Origin of the sequence: Acinetobacter sp. 148, assembly GCF_031196675.1 — a bacterium.
Taxonomy (GTDB): Bacteria; Pseudomonadota; Gammaproteobacteria; order Pseudomonadales; family Moraxellaceae; genus Acinetobacter; species Acinetobacter baumannii.
Genome location: NZ_JAVIMT010000071.1, coordinates 120199 through 141652 on the forward strand (window position 1 = coordinate 120199; position 21454 = coordinate 141652).

Consider the following 21454-nt stretch of genomic DNA (forward strand, 5'->3'; position numbering starts at 1 on the left):
GAGCCATCATGGCCGTTCAGCAAAACCGTAAAAGTCGCTCTCGCCGTGACATGCGCCGTTCACATGACGCTTTAACCGAGAATGCATTAACAGTAGACCAAGCAACTGGTGAAACTCATCGTCGTCACCACGTGACTAAAGACGGTTTCTACCGTGGTCGCCAATTATTCGCTAAAGCAGCTGATGCTGAATAATTGCATGATATGCATTAAGCGTGATGCTTAAGTATAGAAAAAATGGGAGCGAAAGCTCCCTTTTTTTGTTGTTTTTCGCAATTATAAATATACAAATTAAATGTTAAATTTCCGCTCCAGAGAAATGAGTGAAAACCCAAAAAGGATTTCTTATGTCTGCTAAACGTCTTGAACAAGTAGCTTTAGCCACAAAAACTGCATTTGTGTTTCCAGGTCAAGGTTCACAAAAAGTTGGTATGCTCGCTGAACTCGCAGAACAGTTTAGTGGAGTTGGGCAAACTTTTGCCGAAGCTTCAGACGCGCTAGGATTTGATCTTTGGCACATTGCACAAAGTGGTGAAGGTTTAGACCAAACAGAAAATACCCAGCCTGTATTATTAACTGCCAGTATTGCTTTATGGCGTTTATGGTTAGATTTAGGTGGTTTAGCCCCTAAATACCTTGCAGGTCACTCTTTAGGTGAATACAGCGCTTTAGTTGCAGCAGGTTCAATGAGTTTGGCGGATGCAGTTAAGTTAGTTAATTTGCGTGGAAAACTCATGCAAAATGCTGTTCCTCAAGGGGAAGGCGCTATGGCTGCTATTCTTGGTTTAGCTGATGATAAAGTAGTTGAATTATGCCAGAGCGTGTCTGCATCAGGCCAAGGTTCAGTTGAAGCAGCAAACTATAATTCACAAGGTCAAGTTGTGATTGCTGGTAGTACTGCATCTGTACAGCAAGTTATGGCATTGGCAAAAGAACAATCTGCTAAAGCAATTGCTTTACCGGTTTCTGTTCCATCACATTGTTCATTGATGAAGCCGGCAGCAGAAAAATTTGCAGAAGCTTTGGAACAAACTGCCATTGAGCTACCTACCATTCCTGTAATACAAAATGTCAACGCGGGAATTGCTACCGATGTTGCTCAATTACGTCAGGCTTTAACAGCACAATTGTACCAGTCTGTACAATGGACACGTACCATGCAGTCTCTACAAGACCAAGGTATTCAGTACATTGTTGAGTGTGGCCCAGGTACAGTATTGAGTAATCTCGCAAAGCGTTTACCAAATATTGAAAAAGCTTTTTCTATTGATAGTAAGAGCAAAATGGAAGATGCCCTAAATGCTGTTTTAGTGGCAGAAGGAAAAATTGCATGACACAAGAACGCAAAGTTGCATTAGTAACGGGCGCGAGTCGGGGCATTGGCGCTGCAATTGCCCAGCAACTTATTCAAGACGGTTATTTTGTCGTAGGTACTGCGACTTCTGAATCTGGTGCACAAAAGCTAACTGATAGCTTTGGTGAACAAGGTGCAGGTTTGGCTCTCGATGTGCGTAATCTCGATGAGATTGAAGCAGTCGTGTCTCATATTGAACAGAACTATGGTCCTGTACTTGTTCTCGTTAACAATGCAGGTATTACGAAAGACAATTTGTTGCTTCGTATGTCGGAAGATGATTGGGATGACATCCTTAATATCCACCTTAAAGCCGTTTATCGTTTATCTAAACGTGTGCTTAAGGGTATGACGAAAGCACGTTTTGGTCGCATTATTAATATCAGTTCTGTTGTAGCTCACTTTGCAAACCCAGGCCAAGCAAACTATTCTGCTGCTAAAGCAGGTATTGAAGCATTTAGCCGTAGTCTTGCAAAAGAAATGGGTAGTCGCCAAATCACTGTAAACAGTGTGGCACCAGGTTTTATTGCAACAGAAATGACAGATGCACTTAGTGAAGACATTCGCAAAAAAATGAGTGATCAAGTGGCTTTAAATCGCTTAGGTGAGCCACAAGATATCGCAAATGCGGTGAGTTTCCTTGCAAGTGATAAAGCAGGTTACATTACCGGTACGGTATTACATGTAAATGGTGGTTTATACATGGCCTAACGCCGATGTATAAACTTTTAAAAATTTTTATATTCAATTAAACTAGTGGCAAATCAAACGCCACAAGCAATGAGGAGAATTCCTGTGAGCGATATCGAACAACGCGTTAAACAAGCGGTTGCAGAACAACTTGGTCTTAAAGCTGAAGAGATTAAAAACGAAGCATCTTTCATGGATGACTTGGGTGCTGACTCTTTAGATTTAGTTGAACTTGTTATGTCTTTCGAAAATGACTTCGACATCACTATCCCTGATGAAGATTCAAACGAAATCACTACAGTTCAATCTGCAATTGACTATGTAACTAAAAAACTTGGTTAATTCGCATATTGCTGATTAAAAAAGAAGGCCACCGTAAGGTGGCTTTTTTTATACGAGTAAGATAGTTGATAGAGATACATATTTTTACAAGATCAACCTCAATTGATAGCAGAGGCATCTCTTTTTTCAAGTATAACAATAAGGGTCAGTTTAATGACTTTACTATAAACAATAATATGAGGACTAAAAAATGGGTCTTTTTGATTTTGTAAAAGGTATTGGTAAGAAAAATACCGCGCCAGCAGAACCACAAGCAGCTCCAGCAACACCAGCAGAACCTTCTGCACAAGAAATTGCGAATAAATTATTGGGATTGATTAAAAGCTTAGGCCTTGGGGTGGAAGGCTTATCTGTAACATATAATGGCTCAACTGACACTGCTATTATTAAAGGGCAAGTCCAAAGCCAAGCAGATAAAGAAAAAATCATTCTTATTGTGGGTAATGTAGATCATGTGGCACAAGTAGATGACCAGATGACTGTTGCAACTCCTGAGCCAGAAAGCAAATTTTATACAGTGAAATCTGGCGATAATCTTTCAAAAATTGCCAAAGAGTTTTATGGTGATGCCAATCAATATCAAAAAATCTTTGAAGCGAATAAACCAATGCTGAAAGATCCAGATGAGATTTTTCCAGGACAAGTTTTACGTATTCCTCAGTAATAGGAATATAAAAAAGGCGCTTTAAGCGCCTTTTTTATTTATTGGTTAAAACCGTTTTGGAATCTTTTGTCCATTGGGTACAGGTGTTTCAGCATTTTTTAACACACCAAATAACCATGTTTCTGCATGTTGAACTGCAATTTTTAAAGAGTCACCTAGAGCTAAACGACCTGCAATAAAACTCGCTAATGAACAACCTGAGCCATGATATTCACCTTCAAGGCGCGGACATGTACTACTTGCTGCAAGCTCGCCATCAATATATAAACTATTTTTAATAAAGTTAGGTGTGTCTTCATGTCCACCTTTCACCAATACGGCCTTGGCACCCATTTCAAATAACTTTTGGGTTGCTTGATCTAAGTCGGTAACGCCTGTTAAAGCACGCAATTCAACTGTATTTGGAGTAATAAGTGTCGCTAGGGGAATCAGTTCAACAAATGCTTTAACTAAAGTTGCTTGGTCTCCTAACGAACCGCCACTGTTTGCAACTAAGACAGGGTCAAGTACATATTGATAGTCAGGATGAGCACGTAAAAATTCGGCTAGAGCCGCAATATTATCGGTAGTGCCTAGCATGCCAGACTTAACACATTTAATGGGTAAATCGCCTACAACAGCATTTGCTTGGGCTAATAATAGTTCTTTTGAGGTTGCTTCAAAGCCAAATACTTGTTGAGAATTCTGAATGGTGAGGGCTGTACATGCAATTGCTGCATGTGCACCACTTTGTCCAATCGCTTCAATATCGGCTTGTAAACCTGCACCACCTGAAGGGTCTAAACCCGAGAAACAAAGTACGGTTGGACGCACGGTTATTTCCTTTTCAATTTAAATTTACGTTAGTATAAGAGAGTTTAATTAAACTCTCGACCAATTGAATTAAATACTTTACTGGGTTAGTGATTGAATGGCTATAAAACATATTTTGATTGATTTAGATGGAACCTTAACAGACCCTAAAGTTGGTATCCATACATCAATTCGTTATGCAATGGATAAGTTAGGTTATCCATTAGCTGCCGATTTAAATATTGATTGGACGATTGGCCCACCTTTAAAAGCGTCATTAGCAAAATTATTAGCTACTCAAGATGATGCACTAGCTGAGCAAGCTTTACTTGCTTACCGTGAGCGTTTCTCGGTGATTGGTTTATTTGAAAATGAAGTATATCCATCTGTTGCGGAAACACTTAAGGCCTTAAAAGCAGAAGGGTATCGTTTGTTCGTTGCTACTGCTAAACCAACGATTTATGCAAAACGAATTTTAGATCATTTTGAATTAAGCCAATATTTTGTACAAATTTACGGTAGTGAATTAACGGGTGAGCGGACCAATAAAGCTGAGCTTATCCATTATATTCTTGAACGTGAGCAATTAAACCCAGAAGAATGCTTGATGGTGGGTGATCGTCAATATGATGTTTTAGGTGCCCGTCATAATGGTATTGAAGCGGTAGCGGTGACTTATGGTTATGGGACACCAGAAGAACTTGCTCAAGCACAACCTAAAGCAAAGATTACAAAATTTTCTGAACTTTTAGATTATGTTGAAGAACAGGCCGCACAAAAGAAAGTTTCTTAAATTTCAAGAATTATAATTTAGAGGTTTGACCTGCAAGTGAACAAGTCAAACCTTTTTATTTATTTTTAAATACCGTGTTGTTGACGATATTGTACAAGCTCTTCAATTGTAATCACGGTTAAATGATGAGTTTGAGCATATGCTAAAACTTGAATTCCTGATGCCATTGTCCCATCCGGATTGGTTAATTCGCATAACACTCCAGCAGGTTTTAAACCAGCTAATCTTGCTAGATCAATAGTCCCCTCCGTATGACCTCGACGGGTAAGCACGCCACCATTACGTGCGCGTAATGGGAAAACATGGCCTGGACGGTTAAGATCACTTGCAACAGCACCATCTTTAATAGCAGTTTTAATTGTGGTTACACGGTCTTTAGCAGAAACACCAGTGGTAACGCCTTGAGCAGCTTCAATAGTCACTGTAAATGCAGTATGAAACTGACTTGAGTTTTGAGAAACCATTGGTGGAAGTTCAAGATGATCAGCTAACTCTTCAGTAAGGCATAAACATACGATACCTGAGCCATCACGAATCATACGTGCCATGGTCTCAACAGTTAGGGTTTCTGCTGCAACAATTAAATCTGCTTCATTTTCACGATCGAAGTCATCCATCACCAAGACAGGTTTGCCTTGACGGATATCTTCTAATGCTTGTTGAATGCGTTGCTCAGCAGGAGAGAGGGCTGAGAAAAAAAGTTCTGGTTGAATTAAACTAGACATAATGAAACGCTCTCGTAAGAATACGGTTGAACATTTCAGGACTGATGCAAAAACAGGCTGGCACTGAAATAAAATGGATTTATTCCAGTTCGTCGTCTTCTTTCATCCGGACTATACCGTCGGCTTTGGAGTTTCACCAAATCTGCTCAAATTACATAATTTAAGCTCGTGGGCTTGTTAATTTAACAATAAAAATTAACTTTACCACCGGTGGGGAATTACACCCCGCCCTGAAGCGATGGGTTTTATTATAGCGCGCTTGGCAAAATTGGCTAGATGCTTTTGTAGAATGCTAAGTCTCTTTATGAATAAGTATTTTCATAAATTGAAATAGGCTTTTTAACAAGAGCTTACTTGTTGAGCTTAAAAGTGAGTGTTATGTTTTTTCTAGAAAATTATAAGTAAAACCGGTGTTTCATGCAGATAAGAGATTATTATCCTTTTAGGAATACTTTATTTATTCAGCATCTCCATATTTTCAGTTATGTATTTATGGCGCTCAGTATTCTGTACTTAATTGCTGCTAATTGGTTGATGCTTCCAGATAGCATTCAACTCATTATTCCACCTGTTATATTACTTATGACAGCTTGGGTGAGTGTCAAGAAGACTTTAAGTGAGGGAGTAAGGCAAACTTTACATGGTATCTGCGGGTTGATGGTCGGTTTGAGTTTGGCTGTAATTGGGCAAGTTTATCAAACTGGTGCAGACAGTTATTTACTTTTCTTGATTTGGACTTTGCTTTTATTGCCGTGGCTATATCGACCAAATATTGGAATCTTTGCTTTAATTTGTATTACAAGCCAACTCACCCTATTTTTATTTTTTAAACAGACTTTCTGGGCAGAAAAATTTCCCTATCTTTATCTTTTTGCTCTAAATCTATTAAGTCTTGTGCAGTTTTGGATCTGTCAAAAGAAATATACGGCTTTACGTTTTATTTTTATTGCTTGGTTTGCTGTTATTTCAATAACAGGAATGATTCAATTCCTATCAAGAGAAAATTTACCTTATCTGATCTCGGCTTTTTTTCTAGGAATCATCGCTTTTTATTATTTTTTTAATAAAGATGATCAGTTATGTGCCAGTTTAATGGCTGCTGTTCTTGGTGTGACGGCTACCATATGGCTTGTGGATGGTATTAATCAACTATTTAAAGATTCTAATGAGTTCATCTTTTTATTGATCGCGGGGATTATTTTTACTTGGTTTGCACTCATTAGTTATTTCTTAATCAAGATTTTCCGTCAAAGCCGTTTTTATATCATTCCTTTGGCAATTGGTGCTTGGCTTGCTGGTCTAGCGCTTGCAGCATTTACTTTGGTGTTTTGGGATACTATTTCCTTAATTATTGGAATCATCTTTGTTGCTGTAGCTATAACTTTACTAACAAAATCGCAAAGTTATTTCATCCGGCAGTTTGCATATTGTTTATTTGTGAGTGGACAGACTGCTTTTTTATTTCATCTTGGTTCTGAAACAGATCAAATTTTATGGGTATTGATTGCCCAGATCTTTATTTTATGTATTAGTTATTTTCTTAACCCTCACTGGTTCTTTATTTTAATTCAAATGCTTGCAACTTATGGTATAGCAGTAATCTATCTACTACAAATGGATCATTCATTATGGTCCTTAAACTCTACTCAGACTTATTTAAATTTAGTCTTACTTAACTATTTGGTTTTTAGCTCGGTACTACTGATAGGAAGTAAAGCGGTCGTATCGTATAAGCGGAGTATCTTCTTATGTACGCTCGTTGTAATTTGGGTGAGTTCATTCTTTGATACCTTTATAGGATTAGCACTTGTTGATTCGGCTGATCAGTCACTATGGTTCCTTTATGCATTGCCGTGCGTATGGTTATTATGCTTTAGTTTTTTCTATCTCTATCGGCAACTTCACGGTATAACTTTTTTTGCCTTTTTAATTTTTGGCATATTACTTATTGCACTCGGCTATTTTGAAGTATTCATCTTATTTGTTATTTTGACATGGACTTTAAAAAATAAAGTTCGCATTGTTTATGGTGCTACGCTCGTAGTATTTGCCTTTGTGCTTTGGCAACTTTATTACAGTTTACAATTAAGTTTTTTAGCTAAAAGTGCATCAATCTTGGTGTCGGGCATTATATTGCTGGCTCTATATGGGCTACTTATGAAAGAAGCTAAAATTAATTGTATTGAGGGAGAAAAGTAATGAAAAAGTATTTCTCTCTTATGCTTGCAATAGTCACTGTTTTATTTTTTGCAGGTTTAGTGATGAAAAATGAATGGCACCTGAATCAGAGTAAAAGTATTTTTATTAAGCTGAAACCAGTTGATCCTCGTTCTATTTTACAAGGGGACTACATGGCGTTGGCTTATGAATTAAATTTACAATCTCTCAAAGCTCTGACAGGAAGTGAAAGTGAAGCTTTAGATCAGGTGATTTTTAATCATGCTTCTGTTCCAGCAAAAGTTATTTTAGATTCACGAAATCGAGTAATCCGTACTATTTTAGACCCTAACTCTTTATCTAATGAGCAGAATTTAATTTTAAAAAATCCGGACAATCACTATCAATCTTTGTACCCAGCTTCTCGCAGTTTCTTATTTGCCGAAGGCTTAGCTCATTGCTATGAGAAAGCGAAATATGCTGAATTTAAGGTAAATGCAAAAGGAGAGGCGATTTTATTTGATTTACGTGGAGAAGAGCTACAGCCTCTAAATTGTAAGCAGCAACAGAGCTGGTGGAAGGGAACTGCCAGAAGTTTATAAAGTCTTATAAAAAAAGCCCGTATTTACGGGCTTTTTATTATTTTTAAATCTTTAATTAGGCAACTTGCACAGGAATACAGTTCGCTGTGTGATTGACTGTGTTATCTGGGTTTGCATATACCAAGCGTGGTTTATGGGCATTTGCTTCAGCTTCTGTGAAATCACCAAAAGTAGCAATAATAACTAAATCACCCACATCTGCTTGGTGAGCAGCGCCGCCATTTACTGAAATAATGCCAGAGTTATCTTCACCACGAATTGCGTAAGTTGTGAAGCGCTTGCCATTAGTTACGTTCCAAACGTGGATTTCTTCGTATTCACGAATACCAGCTAAGTCCATCAATACGCCATCAATTGCACAAGAACCTTCATAGTGAAGTTCAGCATGGGTTACAACTGCACGGTGAATTTTGCATTTTAATAAACGAGATAGCATGGCTAGCGTCTCCTGAGTAGATCTAAGATGAAGATCTTATGGTGAAATCTTTCGCCTTTGCCGCCGGCTAGGTGGCTGATGCGCATTTTGCTCCTAAAAAAGCAAGATAGCAAGCTTGATTGTTCAACAATTTAAGCTGGTTTATACGCATTAATTTGATTCATGGCCTGTGGTACTTGCCCTTGAACAAGTAACTTTACTTTAGAGAGAGCATGATCGATTGCTCCATCCATCAGGCTTTGTTCACTACTTGGTGCTTTCCCGAGCACATGTCCAGAAACTTTTTCTTTGGAGCCAGGATGTCCAATACCAATACGTAAACGATGAAAATTTGGGCCAATATGCGGGACAATATCACGTAAACCGTTATGACCGCCGTGTCCACCGCCTGTTTTGAGGCGAATTACACCAGGGTTCATATCAAGTTCATCATGAGCAATCAGAATTGCTTCAGGAGCAATTTGATAGAACTTTGAGAAAGGAACAACACTTTGTCCGGAACGATTCATATAAGTCATAGGTAGAAGTAAGCGAACATCGTGCCCTTCTATATTACCACGACCACTGATTCCGTGAAATTTTGGATCATTTTTTAATGTAATGCCATATTTATCTGCAAGCTGTTCGACGAACCAGAAACCTGCATTATGGCGGGTTTGGGCATATTCTGAACCAGGATTGCCCAAACCAACAATTAGCGAAATATTTGACACTAATCTACGCCTTTAAACACTTATGCGCGTTTGAAGTCAGCGTGCATAGGAGTGTTTTTAGCTGGGTGACGTTGTAACGCTTGGATTTTAACGTTTTCAACTTTGTCACCTACTTTGATTTCAACAACTTCTTCAAAGAAAGCGTTGCTTTCTAAAGCTTTTACAAGCTCACGAAGTTCTAAAGTAACTGCTACAGGCTCAGCGTTACCACCGTAGATGATAGCTGGAACTAAAGATTCGCGACGAAGGCGGCGGCTCGCACCTTTCCCTTGTTTGTCTTCAGCACGCGCTTGAGCGTTTAATACGAAGTTTGCCATGAGATAAATCCTCATTAAAGATTAAATAAACTAAACTTGCGACCAGTTTAGTGATAGAAAACCCCAGCCAAAGCTAGGGTTAAGAAAAAAGCTGCAATATTATAAACTATCGAACATCGCGCTGATAGACTCTTCGTTATTAATACGACGAATCGTTTCAGCAACCATGCTAGCAACAGAAACTTGGCGAATTTTACCTAAGTTTAATGCTTCTTCAGAAAGAGGAATTGTGTCAGTTACAACTAACTCATCAATAACAGAGTTACGTAAGTTCTCAATTGCTTTACCTGAAAGTACAGGGTGAGTTGCGTAAGCAACAACACGACGTGCACCGAATTGTTTAAGCGCATCAGCTGCTTTACACAATGTACCAGCTGTATCAACCATGTCGTCTACGATAACGCAATCACGATCTTTTACGTCACCAATCAAGTGCATAACTTGCGACTCGTTGGCTTTTTGACGACGTTTGTCGATGATTGCTAAATCGATATCACCCATCTGTTTAGCAACGGCACGAGCACGTACAACACCGCCAACGTCAGGAGAAACCACCATAAGGTTGTCATGTTGTTGTTGACGTAAGTCAGCAAGCAAAGCAGGAGTACCGTAGATGTTGTCGACTGGAATATCGAAGAAGCCCTGGATTTGGTCAGCATGTAAGTCAATCATTACGACACGGTCAATACCAACAGTGGTAAGCATGTCTGCAACAACTTTCGCTGTGATCGGCACACGTGCAGAACGTGGACGACGGTCTTGGCGAGCATAACCAAAATAAGGGATAACAGCAGTAATACGACCAGCACTTGCACGACGCAAAGCATCTGCCATAACCAAGATTTCCATAAGGTTGTCATTGGTTGGAGCACAAGTAGGCTGAACGATAAATACGTCTTTACCACGAACATTTTCAGTAATTTCTACTGAAATTTCACCATCAGAGAACTGACCGACTGATGCAGCACCTAGAGGGATATGTAAGTGACTTACGACTTTTTGAGCGAACTGTGGATGAGCATTTCCACTAAAAACGACAAGATTGGGCATGAAGCACCCTTGGCGGTTGGTATGTAATGAAGTAGATGGCAGGGGCGGCTGGATTCGAACCAACGGATGGCGGGATCAAAACCCGCTGCCTTACCACTTGGCGACGCCCCTAATGCGGCAGAACTTTAATATTTTTGCAATGCAATGTCAAGGTTAATCAACAAAAAGCAAGGCAATTAAGTCTGTCTTTTAAATAAGAGAATGGCAGGGGCGGCTGGATTCGAACCAACGGATGGCGGGATCAAAACCCGCTGCCTTACCACTTGGCGACGCCCCTAAATTCGATGCTGTATTAAGATGGCAGGGGCGGCTGGATTCGAACCAACGGATGGCGGGATCAAAACCCGCTGCCTTACCACTTGGCGACGCCCCTAATACAATCATCATTACAGGTGGAAAATGGCAGGGGCGGCTGGATTCGAACCAACGGATGGCGGGATCAAAACCCGCTGCCTTACCACTTGGCGACGCCCCTAACTTGCAACTTTAAAATGACGTAAAGGAGATTCTTTTAAACTATGTACCAAGTAAGCTTTACATGGTGCATGTTTAAGAATGTCATCAACATTCATTTCATCGGTTACCTCAGCAAAAACACAAGCACCTGTACCTGTAAGCTTTGCATGACCAAACTGGTCGAGATATTGCATTGCTTCTTCAACTTCAGGGTATAACTCTCTAGCCAGAGGCTCAAAGTTATTTCCGAAATTAGAAGGTTCTAACTGATAGGCGCAAAATGTAGTGGGCTTAGAATCTCTTGTCAATGTTTTTTGTGAAAAAAGCAGTTGAGTGCTGATAAAACAATCAGGTTTTAAAACAATGAATTGTTTTTGATCTAAGTCTATGAATGATAAATGTTCACCAATCCCTTCAGCCCATGCATTTAACCCATAAATAAAAATTGGAACATCGGCACCAAGCTTGACACCGAACTGAGCTAATTGTTCTTCAGTTAGACCACATTGCCATAATTGATTTAAGACAATAAGCGTCGTTGCTGCATTGGAAGAACCGCCACCTAAACCAGCACCCATCGGAATATTTTTTTCAATTTTTATATGGAGTCCGCAAGGATTTTGAGCGTGAGGGCGTAATATCTGTGCCGCCCGATAAATCAGATTTTGCTCAAGTTGAACTTCACCTAAACCTTCAATCTGAATCTCATCTTCAGATAAAGGCGTAAATGTCATCCAGTCATATAAATCAATAAGTTGGAAAATGGTTTGTAGTTCATGGTAACCATTTTCACGACGTCCTGTGATATGCAAAAACAGGTTGAGCTTAGCTGGAGAAGGTACTCGAATCATAGATTTATATAATAAGGATTAGCGGTTTTGGATCACCATTGTAATACGGTTTTCTTTATCTTCAGCAAGAGCCTGTTTTAAAACCAGTTTATTTGGTAGAGTTTGTTCACCATCATAACTAAAATTAACTGTCCAGCCATCTTCGATGAGTTGGCTCACACGATTTGCATTATCTTTACTAATTTGAGCACTTAAAGTTGCAGGTTTCGCTAAAATCCAACTGGTTAAATGAGTAATTGGTGCTTGCCAGCCAGTTGCACGCTCTAAAAGTTCTTCAGGAGATGCAGCCGTAATCAGTCCAGTTTTAGCACTGTTTAGAGTAACTTCACCAGGTTTACCCTGTATTTGTGTTTTTCCAACACCTAAAATACCGCTTAATTCGATATCGAAATTGTCTTGCTGTTGAATCCATGTAAAGAATGCACTACCAGTTTGCTGGGGGGTGCGTACTCCAATTTTACCTTGTAAATTGAAGTGTTTTTCGTCTTGTACTTGGTGGGTAACTGCAGCTTTAGGTTGAGTAAAATGCTGACAACCGGTTAAAAATAAAACACTTGATCCACAGATCGCTGTGCACAGTTGGGCAAGTTTGCTCATAAATTTAACTCTTTTTTGCAGATGTAGGTAAAATTAACGCATCAAGTTGTTGTAATTGTGGATCATTTGCGTGCTTTTGTTTCAGTTGTTGTAACACGGCACTGAACTGAGTTAATGATCCTTGCATATAAAGTGCCTTAGCGTAACGAATGCCAATATTTATGTTATGACTTAGTTCATATGCTTTGCCTAAAGCTTCCGCAGCCGCTTCATAATCATTTTGTAAAAATGCGATATAGCCTAGCGTATCCAGAATAGAAGCTTGTTCTGGGGCATATTCTAAAGCCTGTTCAGCATATTGACGTGCTTCCTTAAGCCTACGATTTTGCAAAGCTAATGTATAAGCATAGGCGTTTAGATACGTTGGGCTATTGGGTTCTAACTGCAATAATTGTTTGAGTGTTTTATCGAGTTTATCGCGGTCAGTATAAGGGTCTAATAATAAAACTTCTGCATAGATGAGCTCCGGATCATCCGGTAAGTTTTTGATCGCTTCATCTAATAAATTTAATGCAGCTTTTTTATTGCCCATCTTCTTTAAAATTTCAGCTTGAGCTTGGTAAAGAAAGCTTGCATGCTGAGGATAATTGACTCGCTCTTGGGTTAAAAAGCGTAAAGCGTCGTGTAAGTTTTCTTGTTTATCATAGATCGCAATGAGATTGCGTCTTGAAACAATATACAAACTACCATCGACTAAACGGTAGTAAGCTTTAGCAGTTTCATAATGTTGTTTTCTTTCAGCATTAATCGCTAAGTAGTAATACGCCTCATTTTGATATTTTGCAGAGTTGCGTAAATCAACCAAATATTGTTCTGCTTTGTCATATTGCTTAAGGTCAATACTGGTTAAACCAGCAATAAACAAAGCCTCTTCAGCATGAGGATTGCTTTCAATAATTTTCTCTAATTTTTCAAGAGCAAGCTGGGGTTGATTAATCTGGATGAGGTAACGTACTTCGGCTAGGCGAATATCTAGATTTTTCTTATATTTACGGCTTGATTTTGCATACCATTTTAAAGCACCTTCCTGATCACTGAGTGCGATTAGTAAATTGGCTTTCATTAAAATAAAGCTGGTCACTTTAGGACGACGTCGTAGTGCGCGATTAATGGTACTTAAGGCCGGTTCTAACTGACCATTTTGTGCTTCTAGGTTGGCAATAAGCGCTAAGATGGATGGGTTGTCTTTCTCTGCACTAGAACGTAAAGCGGTTAATAAAACTTCTCGATCCTGTGCATTTTCAGGTGCAATGCTTGCCAAAATTTGTTCAAGATCGGCAGTTGGATCTATTTTTAAAATTTTATCTAAAGTCTCGGCAGCAAGCTGATATTCGTGTGTTTTTAGTGCAATATGCGATAAATAAAATAGAGCAGGGACATCTTTAGGCTCTTGAACAACCCAATGTGTTGCAATATTTAGGGCAGCTTGTAAGTCGTTATATTCAAGTGCAACGTCTAATGCACGCTGTTTAATTGTTGTTGAGTTGCTTTTTATCGCAAGCACTGTGTAATTGTGCAGTGCTGTGGGAATATCGTCATAAGCTAAGGCAAATTCAGCAACCATACTCTGCTGTAAAGCCTGATCAAATGAATGCACGGCATAGGTCTCTTGCACTGGACGTGCATAGACATATGAGGACATGCTACCTAACAATAAGAATGTGGTAGAATACTGTCTTATCGAAGCACCGTTAAAATTAATACGGCTATTCATTTGACGCAATTTTTATTGATCCAAAGTAATGCTTTTTATGACACCGATGTTGCACAATAGCATAAATTTAGCGAAATGATGATCTGATATGTCTTTCTTTGCATTGGGTGTCAACCATCAAACAGCTTCTGTAGAACTCCGCGAGCAAATTGCTTTCAATGCAGAGCGATTAAGTAATTTGCTTGCCGAACAACGCCATCACGAGTCTTTAAAAGACTTAGTGGTTGTCTCAACGTGTAACCGTACAGAAGTCTACGCCATGGCGGAAGATGCCGAAAGCCTTCTGAAATGGTTAGCCGATGCCAATAATATTGATGTAAAGCAGTTAATTCATCATGTTTATCGTTACGAAAATGCTCAAGCCATCACACATTTAATGCGTGTAGCAAGTGGTTTGGACTCACTCATGTTGGGCGAACCGCAAATTTTAGGGCAGGTGAAAAGTGCTCTAGCATTGTCTAAAGAAGCGCAAACAGTTTCTCCCGAATTAAATAGTGTATTTGAGTACGCTTTTTACGCCGCTAAACGTGTGCGCTCTGAAACAGCTGTAGGTAGTCATGCCGTTTCAATGGGTTATGCAGTTGCCCAGCTCGCTTTACAGGTTTTTAGTAAACCTGAAAAACTAACGGTTATGGTGGTTGCTGCTGGCGAAATGAACAGCCTTGTTGCCAAGCATTTAGCTGAAATGGGCGTTGCCAAGATGATTATTTGTAATCGTAGCCGTGAACGCGCCGATCAATTGGCCCAAGAAATTGCACATCAAGTTGAAGTTGAGATTATTGATTTTTCAGATTTGGCTGAGAATCTATATCGTGCCGATGTTGTTTCAAGCTGTACGGGTAGTTTGCATCAGGTTATTGCTTATGCAGATGTCAAAACTGCATTAAAAAAACGCCGTTATCAGCAAATGTTAATGGTCGATTTAGCTGTACCGCGTGATATTGACCCTAAAGTAGAGTCGCTTGATGGGGTGTATTTATACGGCGTAGATGATCTACAAAGTGTGATCGATGAAAACTTGGCTCAACGTCGTCAAGCGGCTGTTGAAGCTGAGGTGATGGTTAATCAGCTAGCTACCCAGCTAATTACGCATCAAAAAGTCAAAGAGGCGGGCAGTACAATTCATGCTTATCGCCAACATAGTGAAGAAATTAGCCAGCGAGAGCTTACCCATGCATTAGAGGCTCTGCATCATGGTGGAAATCCTGAGCAAGTGTTGCAGCAATTTGCCCATCGTTTGACGCAAAAACTAATACATCCGACCTCTATGTTGTTGCGTGAAGCTGCAAAAGCAGAGAGTCCGGACTATTTTGAATGGTTACAGCAGCATTTACAGGATGTATTTGATCATGAGCGAAAACCCAAACGTTAAGAAAGAAGTCTTAAGCTAATCTGTTTGGTAAGTTCATTGAGTTGTTGTCTTAAGTTTCTTGACTCAACTAATGAGATTTTAGATTTTAGTTTTTGACGTAAATATCTTTCTTGTAAGCCTAAAGCATATTCTTTAGCGAGTTTATCTGCTACTTCCGGTGCTTGAGTTAAGGCTTGAATGTTGGTCCTTTGCATAATATCTGCAATTTCATGGCAATAACTGCTACAAGCACCTAAAACATAATAGGTAGCTAGTTCTTGGTCATCAGGCAATTCGTCAAATATACGGTTTAAAATTGCTAATATTTTAGCCAACAACTCATCTTGCGGAATATAAGCCCGTAATCCTTCAAAATGAATATAAAGAAACGGATGGTGCATCAAAATTGCAATTGCAAAGTCTTCATCTTTCGTTTGAATATTAAAAGATAGGGATGCATCGTGGCTAATTTGTGGAGTGAAGCGCTTACCTAAGCCTAATTTTTCACGGAAAGATTGGGTTAGTAGATAGCGAAAAGACCCTTGTTTTGGCAATAACTCGGTCAACTCTCTTAATTCGCCCATAACAAGACTTTTACCTTCGGGCGTACTAATGTCATGTTGCCCAGTAAGATGAGCAAAAACAAAGTCAGAAAGTAAAGGAGCTTGCTGTAGAAGCTTCTGGAAGTTTTCCACCCCTTCACGGCGGATTAAAGAGTCAGGGTCATGGTCATTTGGCAATACAAAGAATTTGAGCTCACGACCATCATTGAGTAAGGGTAATGCAATTTCTAAAGTTCGGCGTGCGGCCTTTTGACCTGCAGCATCACCGTCAAAAGCAATCGTAATCCGGTTATTTTGTTTAAATAAGATATTAAGGTGTTCGGTATTACTTGCTGTTCCTAAAGTCGCAACTGCACCAGTAATGCCATATTGCTGTAAAGCAATGACATCCATATATCCTTCGACCATTAACCAGTCATTTGCTTTTAATTTTCGGCCTTCATATAGCCCATATAGTAATTGATTTTTGTGGAATACTTCCGAATCGGGCGAGTTGATGTATTTAGGCTTAATTTCATCATTGAGTGCACGACCACCAAAGCCAACTACACGGCCTTTAGGGTCCCGAATTGGAAAAATAACACGATCACGTAAAAGGTCGAAGTCACGACCACTGTCACTTGAACGGATGAGACCAAGTTGCTTTAAGCCCTCAATATCATAAGGGAAAGCTTTTTCCAGATGCTGCCAGTCTTCAGGAGCATAACCTAAACGCCAGAACTGAATAGTCTGGTCACTTAAACCGCGTTGCTTAAAGTAATTTTTAGCTTTTTGACTAGTCGGTAATTGATGTTCATAAAACTGGGCAACATTTTCTAGAAGGTCATATAAATTACCTTCTTGTACTGGCTCATCAAAGCTAAATGGCTGTTCAAACTGGGCAAAGGGATCATCAAAATATACGGGTTCAAACGTATTGTACTGATCTTCTATAGGTGCTTGAGTAGTCGGTTCAGCAACTGTTTTGGGCGGTGTTGATGGCTTTGTAACTTGGCGCGTATAAGACAGTTTTTTATTATCATTATTATCTTTTGGTAATTCGATTCCCGTATTACTCGATAATTCCTTCATTACATCAATAAAGTTTCGGTTATCAATGTCCATTAGGAAGCGAATAGCGTTTCCGTTCGCCTGACAGCCAAAGCAGTGATAATACTGTTTATCGCGGTAAACATGGAAAGAAGGCGTTTTCTCTTGATGAAAAGGGCAACAACCAGAATAAGTTCGTCCGGTTTTTTTCAGTTTCACACGTTGACCAATCAGATCGACAATATCTGTGCGATCTAAGATCTGATCAATCGTATGCTGTGGAATTGCCATAATTCAGATAACCGTGTTTAAACTAATGATGCGATAGGTCAGATTATTCTGACATGATGAATCGAGATATGCCCGATAAATATTTTAATATTTTATAAAAACAAATAGGCAAGTGATATTACTTGCCTGTCTGTTGGTTATTTTTAAGCTTTTATTGCTTATTGAGCAGCGTCATCTGCTTCGTTATCTGCTGGTGAGGCACTCGGTGCTTCACTCGAAGATGTTGCTGGTACAATTGTTGCGCCTTCTGCTGCTTTTGGCTCAGGTTTATCTAATAAACCGAAGCTTAAGCGATTAGTCCAACTACGTTCACTTTTTGGTGCTTCAACAGGTGTGTTAGTTGTTTCTTCAGTTTCTTCTTTACCCGAGTTACCAATTAAACCAAAGCTTACGCGGTTTAGTAGACTACGTTTTGGTTCAGCTTCAGAAGAAGTAGTCGTATCTGGTGTTACAGACTTAGATTCACGACCAAGAATACCTAAGGTTGCACGGTTGATCCAGTTACCTTCTTTACGTGCAGCACGCATGTTGACAGTGCCGTTTTTATTGACAAGGCTCGGATAATTAAGTTTTAAAACTTCGATGTATTGTTGCGAAGTTGCCTTATCACCTAATTGATCATAGCTATATGCCAAAGTTGCTAAAGCTTCTGGTACTTGAGGTGTTTGTGGATAGTGTTCAATCACCCATTGTGAACGTTCAGCCGCGGCAATCCACGCTTTACGTTTAACGTTAAAACGCGCTGCATTCATTTCACTTTCAGCAAGCTCTTGTCCAATAAACTTCATACGCTGTGCTGCATCGACAGAATACTGGCTACTTGGGAAGCGACGGATAAGATCAACAAAGTTTTGATATGCAACTTTTAAATAACTCACATCACGGTGAGATTGTTGCAAAGAGGTGTAACGCAACAAGCTATCGTAGTTCATCTCCATATTAGATACGCCACGTACGTAGTAAGCATAATCTACATTTGGATGCTGAGGATTTAAACGAATAAAACGTTCTGCGAGTGCAATCGCACCTTCATAATCTTTTTGCTTAAATTTTGAATAGAGAAGTTCAAGTTGTGCTTGTTGTGCGTATTGTCCAGTTGGATAATAAGTATCAATCGCTTCTAAAGATTTGGTAGCGTCAAGATATTGACCACGATCAAGAGCTTTTTGAGCCTTGTCAAAATATGCTTGTTCACTTGATTGAGGGCCAGTATCGACCACTTCTTTTTTACTTGGATTGCTGCTACAGCCCACAAATGCAGACGCTACACCTAAAGATAAGGCAAGCATCGTAATTTTATAACGTGGTAGCGACATAAAAACTCCTCTGTTATGTTGGGCAATGAGCTACAATTGCGCTATTAAACCACTTTTATCTAAATGATCAAATGACTTCAGCACAATCTTCAAACACAAACTTCTCTGAAACAGACTTCAATTTACTAGAAGATTCTGAGGATGCAGATAACCATACTTCTGATACAACTGCAACACGTTTATCGTTGCAAGTTCAGTTAGATGAAAGCTACTTAGGGCAACGTATCGACCAAGTGGCAGCCATGGTGTGGAGTGAGTTTTCACGCGAAAAACTTAAACAATGGATGAAAGAAGGTCATCTGTTGGTAAATGGTAACATTGTCAAACCTAAATATCGCTGCGAAGGCAATGAAACGCTAACTTTAAATGTTGAGCTTGAAGCACAGACCAACAGTCAACCAGAAAATATTCCACTCGATATTGTTTACGAAGATGAAGATATTTTAGTCATTAATAAACCGGTAGGTATGGTGGTTCATCCGGGCGCAGGTAATACCTCGGGTACTTTGGTCAATGCTTTGCTTTACCATTCACCTAAGTCAGCCGAGCTTTCACGTGCTGGTCTAGTACATCGTATTGATAAAGATACCAGTGGTTTACTAGTTGTTGCTAAAAATCTCGAAGCACAATTTTCTTTGAGTAAACAATTGGGAGATAAATCTGTTTATCGTATTTATGACTTAGTCACTTATGGCAATATTATTGCAGGTGGCACAATCGATGAGCCGATTAAAAGACATCCGGTTGACCGTGTAAAAATGGCAATTTTGCCGGGTGGGCGTGATGCTGTAACGCACTATAACGTGAAAGAGCGTTTTAGAGACTTTACTCGTGTACAAGCGCAACTTGAGACTGGCCGTACCCACCAGATTCGCGTTCACTTTAGTTATATTGGACATGGTTTGGTCGGTGACCAAGTTTATATGAACCGTGTACGTATTCCGGCAGGGGCATCTGAGTTACTCATCGAAACTTTACGCGGTTTTAAACGCCAAGCACTTCATGCAGCTAAATTGGGCTTAAAACATCCTCGTACTGGTGAAGAAATGTTATTCGAAGCACCATGGCCTGAAGATTTTACGCAGTTGGTTAATGTTTTACGTACAGAAAACGCTGCATATTAAGGACTGGTATATGGAATTTGTTCAAGGTTTACCTCAAGGCGTATTCGTAGGGCAGACACGAGTTCATCACCCTTTGGCATTACCAGCAGAGCAAACAGAGCTAACAGGTTTTAATCTTGCTTTGCACGTTAAAGACGAAGCTCAGCGTGTCCAGCAGCATCGGATGATGCTGTTAGATGAATTTGCTCAGTTTGGGGTTAAAAAAATGACATGGATGACCCAAACACATAGCACGATTTGCCATACAGTAAATGAACAAATTCCTTTTACAGCTTTAATTGGCGACGGCTTGATTACGCAAACCAAAGGTCATGCTTTAATGATGATGACAGCCGATTGTTTACCTGTCGTGCTTGGTAATGCTGAAGGTACAGAAATTGCTAACTTACATGCAGGGTGGCGAGGTTTAGCGGGAGGTATTATTGAAAATACAGTTGCTGCAATGCAGAGCCCTCCAACATGGGCATGGTTGGGTGCAGCGATTAGTCAACCTTGCTTTGAAATTGGAGCAGAGGTAAAAACTGCTTTTTGTAGTAAATATCCTGAATTGGAAACTGCATTTATTGATGGGGCAGCTCCAAATAAATTTCATGCTGATTTGTATGCAATTGCTCGTTTTATCTTACAGAGCCTAGGAGTTGAAAAAGTTTTAGGGGGAGATCAGTGTTCATACCAACAGCAAGATGAATATTTTTCTTATCGCCGTGATGCTAAAACTGGTCGTATGGCAACTTTTGTTTTTATGTAGTTTTGAAAAATCATATTTCTTCTTAAGGATATGATTGTTGTAATAATACTCTCTTATGTTGTTTAAATTTCAAAATAGCATAAGAGAGTTTTTTATTTTGAATTTTCCATATTTATTCAAGAAATTAAGGCCAGTACTGAGATTTCATGTTTATAGAGGAAGGTTTAGCAAGTTTTAATAAAATGATAAAATAGAAAAAATCGCTCAAAATATTAAGCTTATGTCTTTGCCTGAAAAACATCTCTCTATTGTCTATCACAGTCCCTATGGTCACACTGCAAAGGTAGCGTCTGCTATCGCAAGTGGCGCCGAAGTGATGGGCGTCAAAGTACATGTGATGAATATTGAGCATATTGATTGGGATGTTTTAGATGCCTCACAGGGCATTATTTTTGGTTCCCCAACTTATATGGGAAGCGTAACTGCCGATTTTAAAAAGTTTATGGATAGTACATCTAAACGTTGGAAAAATCGTTTATGGCAGGGTAAGTTAGCAGCGGGTTTTGCAAATTCGGGCGGTTTAAGTGGTGATAAACTGGCGGTTCTGCAACAACTTAATATTTTTGCGATGCAGCACGGCATGTTGTGGTCAGGTTTACCTTTAATGACAACAGGCCATACTGAAACCGATTTAAACCGTTTATCGAGCTGTTTAGGGTTGATGACTCAATCAGATAATGCACCTGTTGAAATTACACCGCCGCAAGGTGATTTAGATACGGCTAAATGGTTTGGTGAATATATTGCTGGGCTTTTATATAGATTAAATTAGTGAAAAAT

Annotated in this window: 23 protein-coding genes, 4 tRNA genes and 1 riboswitch; of the genes, 12 read left to right on the forward strand and 15 right to left on the reverse strand. The window is 39.5% G+C overall.

The genetic code is table 11. From position 1 onward, the window contains the following. Positions 1–8 precede the first annotated feature (8 nt). The 5 genes from rpmF to lysM all read left to right on the forward strand — a co-directional run bounded on the left by rpmF (position 9) and on the right by lysM (position 3049). Positions 9–194, forward strand: a complete 186-nt coding sequence (gene rpmF / locus RFX69_RS12855; RefSeq protein ID WP_000290730.1) for a 50S ribosomal protein L32 — start codon at positions 9–11, stop codon at positions 192–194. 152 nt (positions 195–346) lie between these two features. Then, positions 347–1333 carry an ACP S-malonyltransferase gene (gene fabD / locus RFX69_RS12860; protein ID WP_001274818.1) on the forward strand — a complete coding sequence of 329 codons (987 nt, stop codon included), beginning with the start codon at positions 347–349 and terminating at the stop codon, positions 1331–1333. After that, positions 1330–2064: a 3-oxoacyl-ACP reductase FabG gene (gene fabG, locus RFX69_RS12865; protein ID WP_000191300.1), complete on the forward strand. Its 735-nt coding sequence runs from the start codon at positions 1330–1332 to the stop codon at positions 2062–2064. The genes fabD and fabG overlap by 4 nt, the downstream gene beginning before the upstream one ends. 84 nt (positions 2065–2148) lie before the next feature. Continuing rightward, on the forward strand, positions 2149–2385 hold the full coding sequence (gene acpP / locus RFX69_RS12870; protein WP_001279871.1) for an acyl carrier protein: 237 nt from the start codon (positions 2149–2151) through the stop codon (positions 2383–2385). 190 nt (positions 2386–2575) lie between these two features. Next, positions 2576–3049, forward strand: a complete 474-nt coding sequence (gene lysM, locus RFX69_RS12875) for a peptidoglycan-binding protein LysM (protein ID WP_000522216.1) — start codon at positions 2576–2578, stop codon at positions 3047–3049. A 45-nt stretch (positions 3050–3094) separates the two neighbouring features. On the opposite strand, the gene RFX69_RS12880 is transcribed toward lysM, so the two are convergent. Beyond that, complete coding sequence (locus tag RFX69_RS12880; protein WP_001247943.1) at positions 3095–3862, reverse strand: hydroxymethylpyrimidine/phosphomethylpyrimidine kinase; 768 nt, start codon at positions 3860–3862, stop codon at positions 3095–3097. A 97-nt stretch (positions 3863–3959) separates the two neighbouring features. On the opposite strand from RFX69_RS12880, the gene RFX69_RS12885 reads away from it, so the two are divergent. Then, positions 3960–4634, forward strand: a complete 675-nt coding sequence (locus tag RFX69_RS12885; protein ID WP_000985174.1) for an HAD-IA family hydrolase — start codon at positions 3960–3962, stop codon at positions 4632–4634. A gap of 65 nt (positions 4635–4699) precedes the next feature. Here the strand turns inward: RFX69_RS12885 and ribB are convergent, their stop codons facing one another. Next, entirely contained in the window at positions 4700–5359 is a 660-nt protein-coding gene (gene ribB, locus RFX69_RS12890) for a 3,4-dihydroxy-2-butanone-4-phosphate synthase (RefSeq protein ID WP_000096537.1), read from the reverse strand. A 90-nt stretch (positions 5360–5449) separates the two neighbouring features. Continuing rightward, positions 5450–5600: riboswitch (FMN riboswitch) on the reverse strand. Positions 5601–5776: 176 nt separating this feature from the next. Between ribB and RFX69_RS12895 the strand changes: the two genes are divergently transcribed. Beyond that, positions 5777–7558: a DUF2157 domain-containing protein gene (locus RFX69_RS12895; RefSeq protein WP_289332889.1), complete on the forward strand. Its 1782-nt coding sequence runs from the start codon at positions 5777–5779 to the stop codon at positions 7556–7558. Continuing rightward, positions 7558–8118, forward strand: coding sequence for a GDYXXLXY domain-containing protein (locus tag RFX69_RS12900; protein ID WP_289332890.1), 561 nt, complete (start codon positions 7558–7560; stop codon positions 8116–8118). Before RFX69_RS12895 ends, RFX69_RS12900 begins: the two co-directional genes overlap by 1 nt. A 55-nt stretch (positions 8119–8173) precedes the next feature. Here the strand turns inward: RFX69_RS12900 and panD are convergent, their stop codons facing one another. The 11 genes from panD to RFX69_RS12955 form a co-directional block, all read right to left on the reverse strand. Further along, the gene (gene panD / locus RFX69_RS12905) at positions 8174–8554 is read right to left on the reverse strand and encodes an aspartate 1-decarboxylase (RefSeq protein ID WP_000952664.1); all 381 of its coding nucleotides are present in this window, start codon (positions 8552–8554) and stop codon (positions 8174–8176) included. A gap of 131 nt (positions 8555–8685) precedes the next feature. Continuing rightward, positions 8686–9267 carry an aminoacyl-tRNA hydrolase gene (gene pth, locus RFX69_RS12910; RefSeq protein WP_000065592.1) on the reverse strand — a complete coding sequence of 194 codons (582 nt, stop codon included), beginning with the start codon at positions 9265–9267 and terminating at the stop codon, positions 8686–8688. Between the two features lie 20 nt (positions 9268–9287). After that, positions 9288–9584: a 50S ribosomal protein L25 gene (gene rplY, locus RFX69_RS12915; RefSeq protein ID WP_001273421.1), complete on the reverse strand. Its 297-nt coding sequence runs from the start codon at positions 9582–9584 to the stop codon at positions 9288–9290. Between the two features lie 99 nt (positions 9585–9683). Next, positions 9684–10634 (reverse strand): ribose-phosphate pyrophosphokinase, encoded by a 951-nt coding sequence (locus RFX69_RS12920; protein WP_001133287.1) that lies wholly within the window; start codon positions 10632–10634, stop codon positions 9684–9686. A 36-nt stretch (positions 10635–10670) separates the two neighbouring features. Next, positions 10671–10745: transfer RNA gene (locus RFX69_RS12925), tRNA-Gln, on the reverse strand. A 91-nt stretch (positions 10746–10836) separates the two neighbouring features. Beyond that, positions 10837–10911: transfer RNA gene (locus RFX69_RS12930), tRNA-Gln, on the reverse strand. Between the two features lie 21 nt (positions 10912–10932). Then, a tRNA-Gln gene (locus RFX69_RS12935) sits at positions 10933–11007 on the reverse strand. 27 nt (positions 11008–11034) lie between these two features. After that, positions 11035–11109 (reverse strand) — tRNA-Gln (locus tag RFX69_RS12940). Continuing rightward, the gene (gene ispE, locus RFX69_RS12945; protein ID WP_000621870.1) at positions 11108–11941 is read right to left on the reverse strand and encodes a 4-(cytidine 5'-diphospho)-2-C-methyl-D-erythritol kinase; all 834 of its coding nucleotides are present in this window, start codon (positions 11939–11941) and stop codon (positions 11108–11110) included. The genes RFX69_RS12940 and ispE overlap by 2 nt, the downstream gene beginning before the upstream one ends. 18 nt (positions 11942–11959) lie before the next feature. Further along, positions 11960–12538, reverse strand: a complete 579-nt coding sequence (gene lolB, locus RFX69_RS12950; protein WP_000039823.1) for a lipoprotein insertase outer membrane protein LolB — start codon at positions 12536–12538, stop codon at positions 11960–11962. Between the two features lie 4 nt (positions 12539–12542). Continuing rightward, complete coding sequence (locus RFX69_RS12955; RefSeq protein ID WP_001088484.1) at positions 12543–14252, reverse strand: tetratricopeptide repeat protein; 1710 nt, start codon at positions 14250–14252, stop codon at positions 12543–12545. Between the two features lie 88 nt (positions 14253–14340). Here RFX69_RS12955 and hemA point away from each other — a divergent pair, with 88 nt between their 5' ends. Then, the gene (gene hemA, locus RFX69_RS12960) at positions 14341–15624 is read left to right on the forward strand and encodes a glutamyl-tRNA reductase (RefSeq protein WP_000007423.1); all 1284 of its coding nucleotides are present in this window, start codon (positions 14341–14343) and stop codon (positions 15622–15624) included. On the opposite strand, the gene RFX69_RS12965 is transcribed toward hemA, so the two are convergent. Continuing rightward, positions 15621–17486, reverse strand: a complete 1866-nt coding sequence (locus tag RFX69_RS12965) for a DNA primase (protein ID WP_230349114.1) — start codon at positions 17484–17486, stop codon at positions 15621–15623. The two genes, hemA and RFX69_RS12965, sit on opposite strands and share 4 nt — an antisense overlap. Before the next feature lie 158 nt (positions 17487–17644). Then, positions 17645–18802, reverse strand: a complete 1158-nt coding sequence (locus tag RFX69_RS12970) for an outer membrane protein assembly factor BamD (protein ID WP_000056815.1) — start codon at positions 18800–18802, stop codon at positions 17645–17647. Positions 18803–18873: 71 nt separating this feature from the next. Here RFX69_RS12970 and rluD point away from each other — a divergent pair, with 71 nt between their 5' ends. From rluD to RFX69_RS12985, 3 genes are all read left to right on the forward strand, one after another. Beyond that, positions 18874–19926, forward strand: coding sequence for a 23S rRNA pseudouridine(1911/1915/1917) synthase RluD (rluD, locus tag RFX69_RS12975; protein ID WP_000199621.1), 1053 nt, complete (start codon positions 18874–18876; stop codon positions 19924–19926). 10 nt (positions 19927–19936) lie between these two features. Continuing rightward, complete coding sequence (gene pgeF / locus RFX69_RS12980) at positions 19937–20674, forward strand: peptidoglycan editing factor PgeF (protein ID WP_000397514.1); 738 nt, start codon at positions 19937–19939, stop codon at positions 20672–20674. Positions 20675–20894: 220 nt separating this feature from the next. Further along, positions 20895–21446, forward strand: a complete 552-nt coding sequence (locus RFX69_RS12985) for a flavodoxin family protein (RefSeq protein ID WP_000056378.1) — start codon at positions 20895–20897, stop codon at positions 21444–21446. Positions 21447–21454 lie beyond the last annotated feature (8 nt).

Excerpts from the sequence above, each read along its gene's own strand:
- rpmF (WP_000290730.1), top strand. The coding sequence starts at position 9 with ATGGCCGTTCAGCAAAACCGTAAAAGTCGCTCTCGCCGTGACATGCGC.
- RFX69_RS12955 (WP_001088484.1), bottom strand. The coding sequence starts at position 14,252 with ATGAATAGCCGTATTAATTTTAACGGTGCTTCGATAAGACAGTATTCT.
- fabG (WP_000191300.1), top strand. The coding sequence starts at position 1,330 with ATGACACAAGAACGCAAAGTTGCATTAGTAACGGGCGCGAGTCGGGGC.
- rluD (WP_000199621.1), top strand. The coding sequence starts at position 18,874 with ATGACTTCAGCACAATCTTCAAACACAAACTTCTCTGAAACAGACTTC.
- RFX69_RS12900 (WP_289332890.1), top strand. The coding sequence starts at position 7,558 with ATGAAAAAGTATTTCTCTCTTATGCTTGCAATAGTCACTGTTTTATTT.
- ispE (WP_000621870.1), bottom strand. The coding sequence starts at position 11,941 with ATGATTCGAGTACCTTCTCCAGCTAAGCTCAACCTGTTTTTGCATATC.
- RFX69_RS12885 (WP_000985174.1), top strand. The coding sequence starts at position 3,960 with ATGGCTATAAAACATATTTTGATTGATTTAGATGGAACCTTAACAGAC.
- lysM (WP_000522216.1), top strand. The coding sequence starts at position 2,576 with ATGGGTCTTTTTGATTTTGTAAAAGGTATTGGTAAGAAAAATACCGCG.
- lolB (WP_000039823.1), bottom strand. The coding sequence starts at position 12,538 with ATGAGCAAACTTGCCCAACTGTGCACAGCGATCTGTGGATCAAGTGTT.
- RFX69_RS12970 (WP_000056815.1), bottom strand. The coding sequence starts at position 18,802 with ATGTCGCTACCACGTTATAAAATTACGATGCTTGCCTTATCTTTAGGT.
- RFX69_RS12985 (WP_000056378.1), top strand. The coding sequence starts at position 20,895 with ATGTCTTTGCCTGAAAAACATCTCTCTATTGTCTATCACAGTCCCTAT.
- RFX69_RS12920 (WP_001133287.1), bottom strand. The coding sequence starts at position 10,634 with ATGCCCAATCTTGTCGTTTTTAGTGGAAATGCTCATCCACAGTTCGCT.
- RFX69_RS12895 (WP_289332889.1), top strand. The coding sequence starts at position 5,777 with ATGCAGATAAGAGATTATTATCCTTTTAGGAATACTTTATTTATTCAG.
- pgeF (WP_000397514.1), top strand. The coding sequence starts at position 19,937 with ATGGAATTTGTTCAAGGTTTACCTCAAGGCGTATTCGTAGGGCAGACA.
- fabD (WP_001274818.1), top strand. The coding sequence starts at position 347 with ATGTCTGCTAAACGTCTTGAACAAGTAGCTTTAGCCACAAAAACTGCA.
- ribB (WP_000096537.1), bottom strand. The coding sequence starts at position 5,359 with ATGTCTAGTTTAATTCAACCAGAACTTTTTTTCTCAGCCCTCTCTCCT.
- RFX69_RS12965 (WP_230349114.1), bottom strand. The coding sequence starts at position 17,486 with ATGGCAATTCCACAGCATACGATTGATCAGATCTTAGATCGCACAGAT.
- panD (WP_000952664.1), bottom strand. The coding sequence starts at position 8,554 with ATGCTATCTCGTTTATTAAAATGCAAAATTCACCGTGCAGTTGTAACC.
- hemA (WP_000007423.1), top strand. The coding sequence starts at position 14,341 with ATGTCTTTCTTTGCATTGGGTGTCAACCATCAAACAGCTTCTGTAGAA.
- rplY (WP_001273421.1), bottom strand. The coding sequence starts at position 9,584 with ATGGCAAACTTCGTATTAAACGCTCAAGCGCGTGCTGAAGACAAACAA.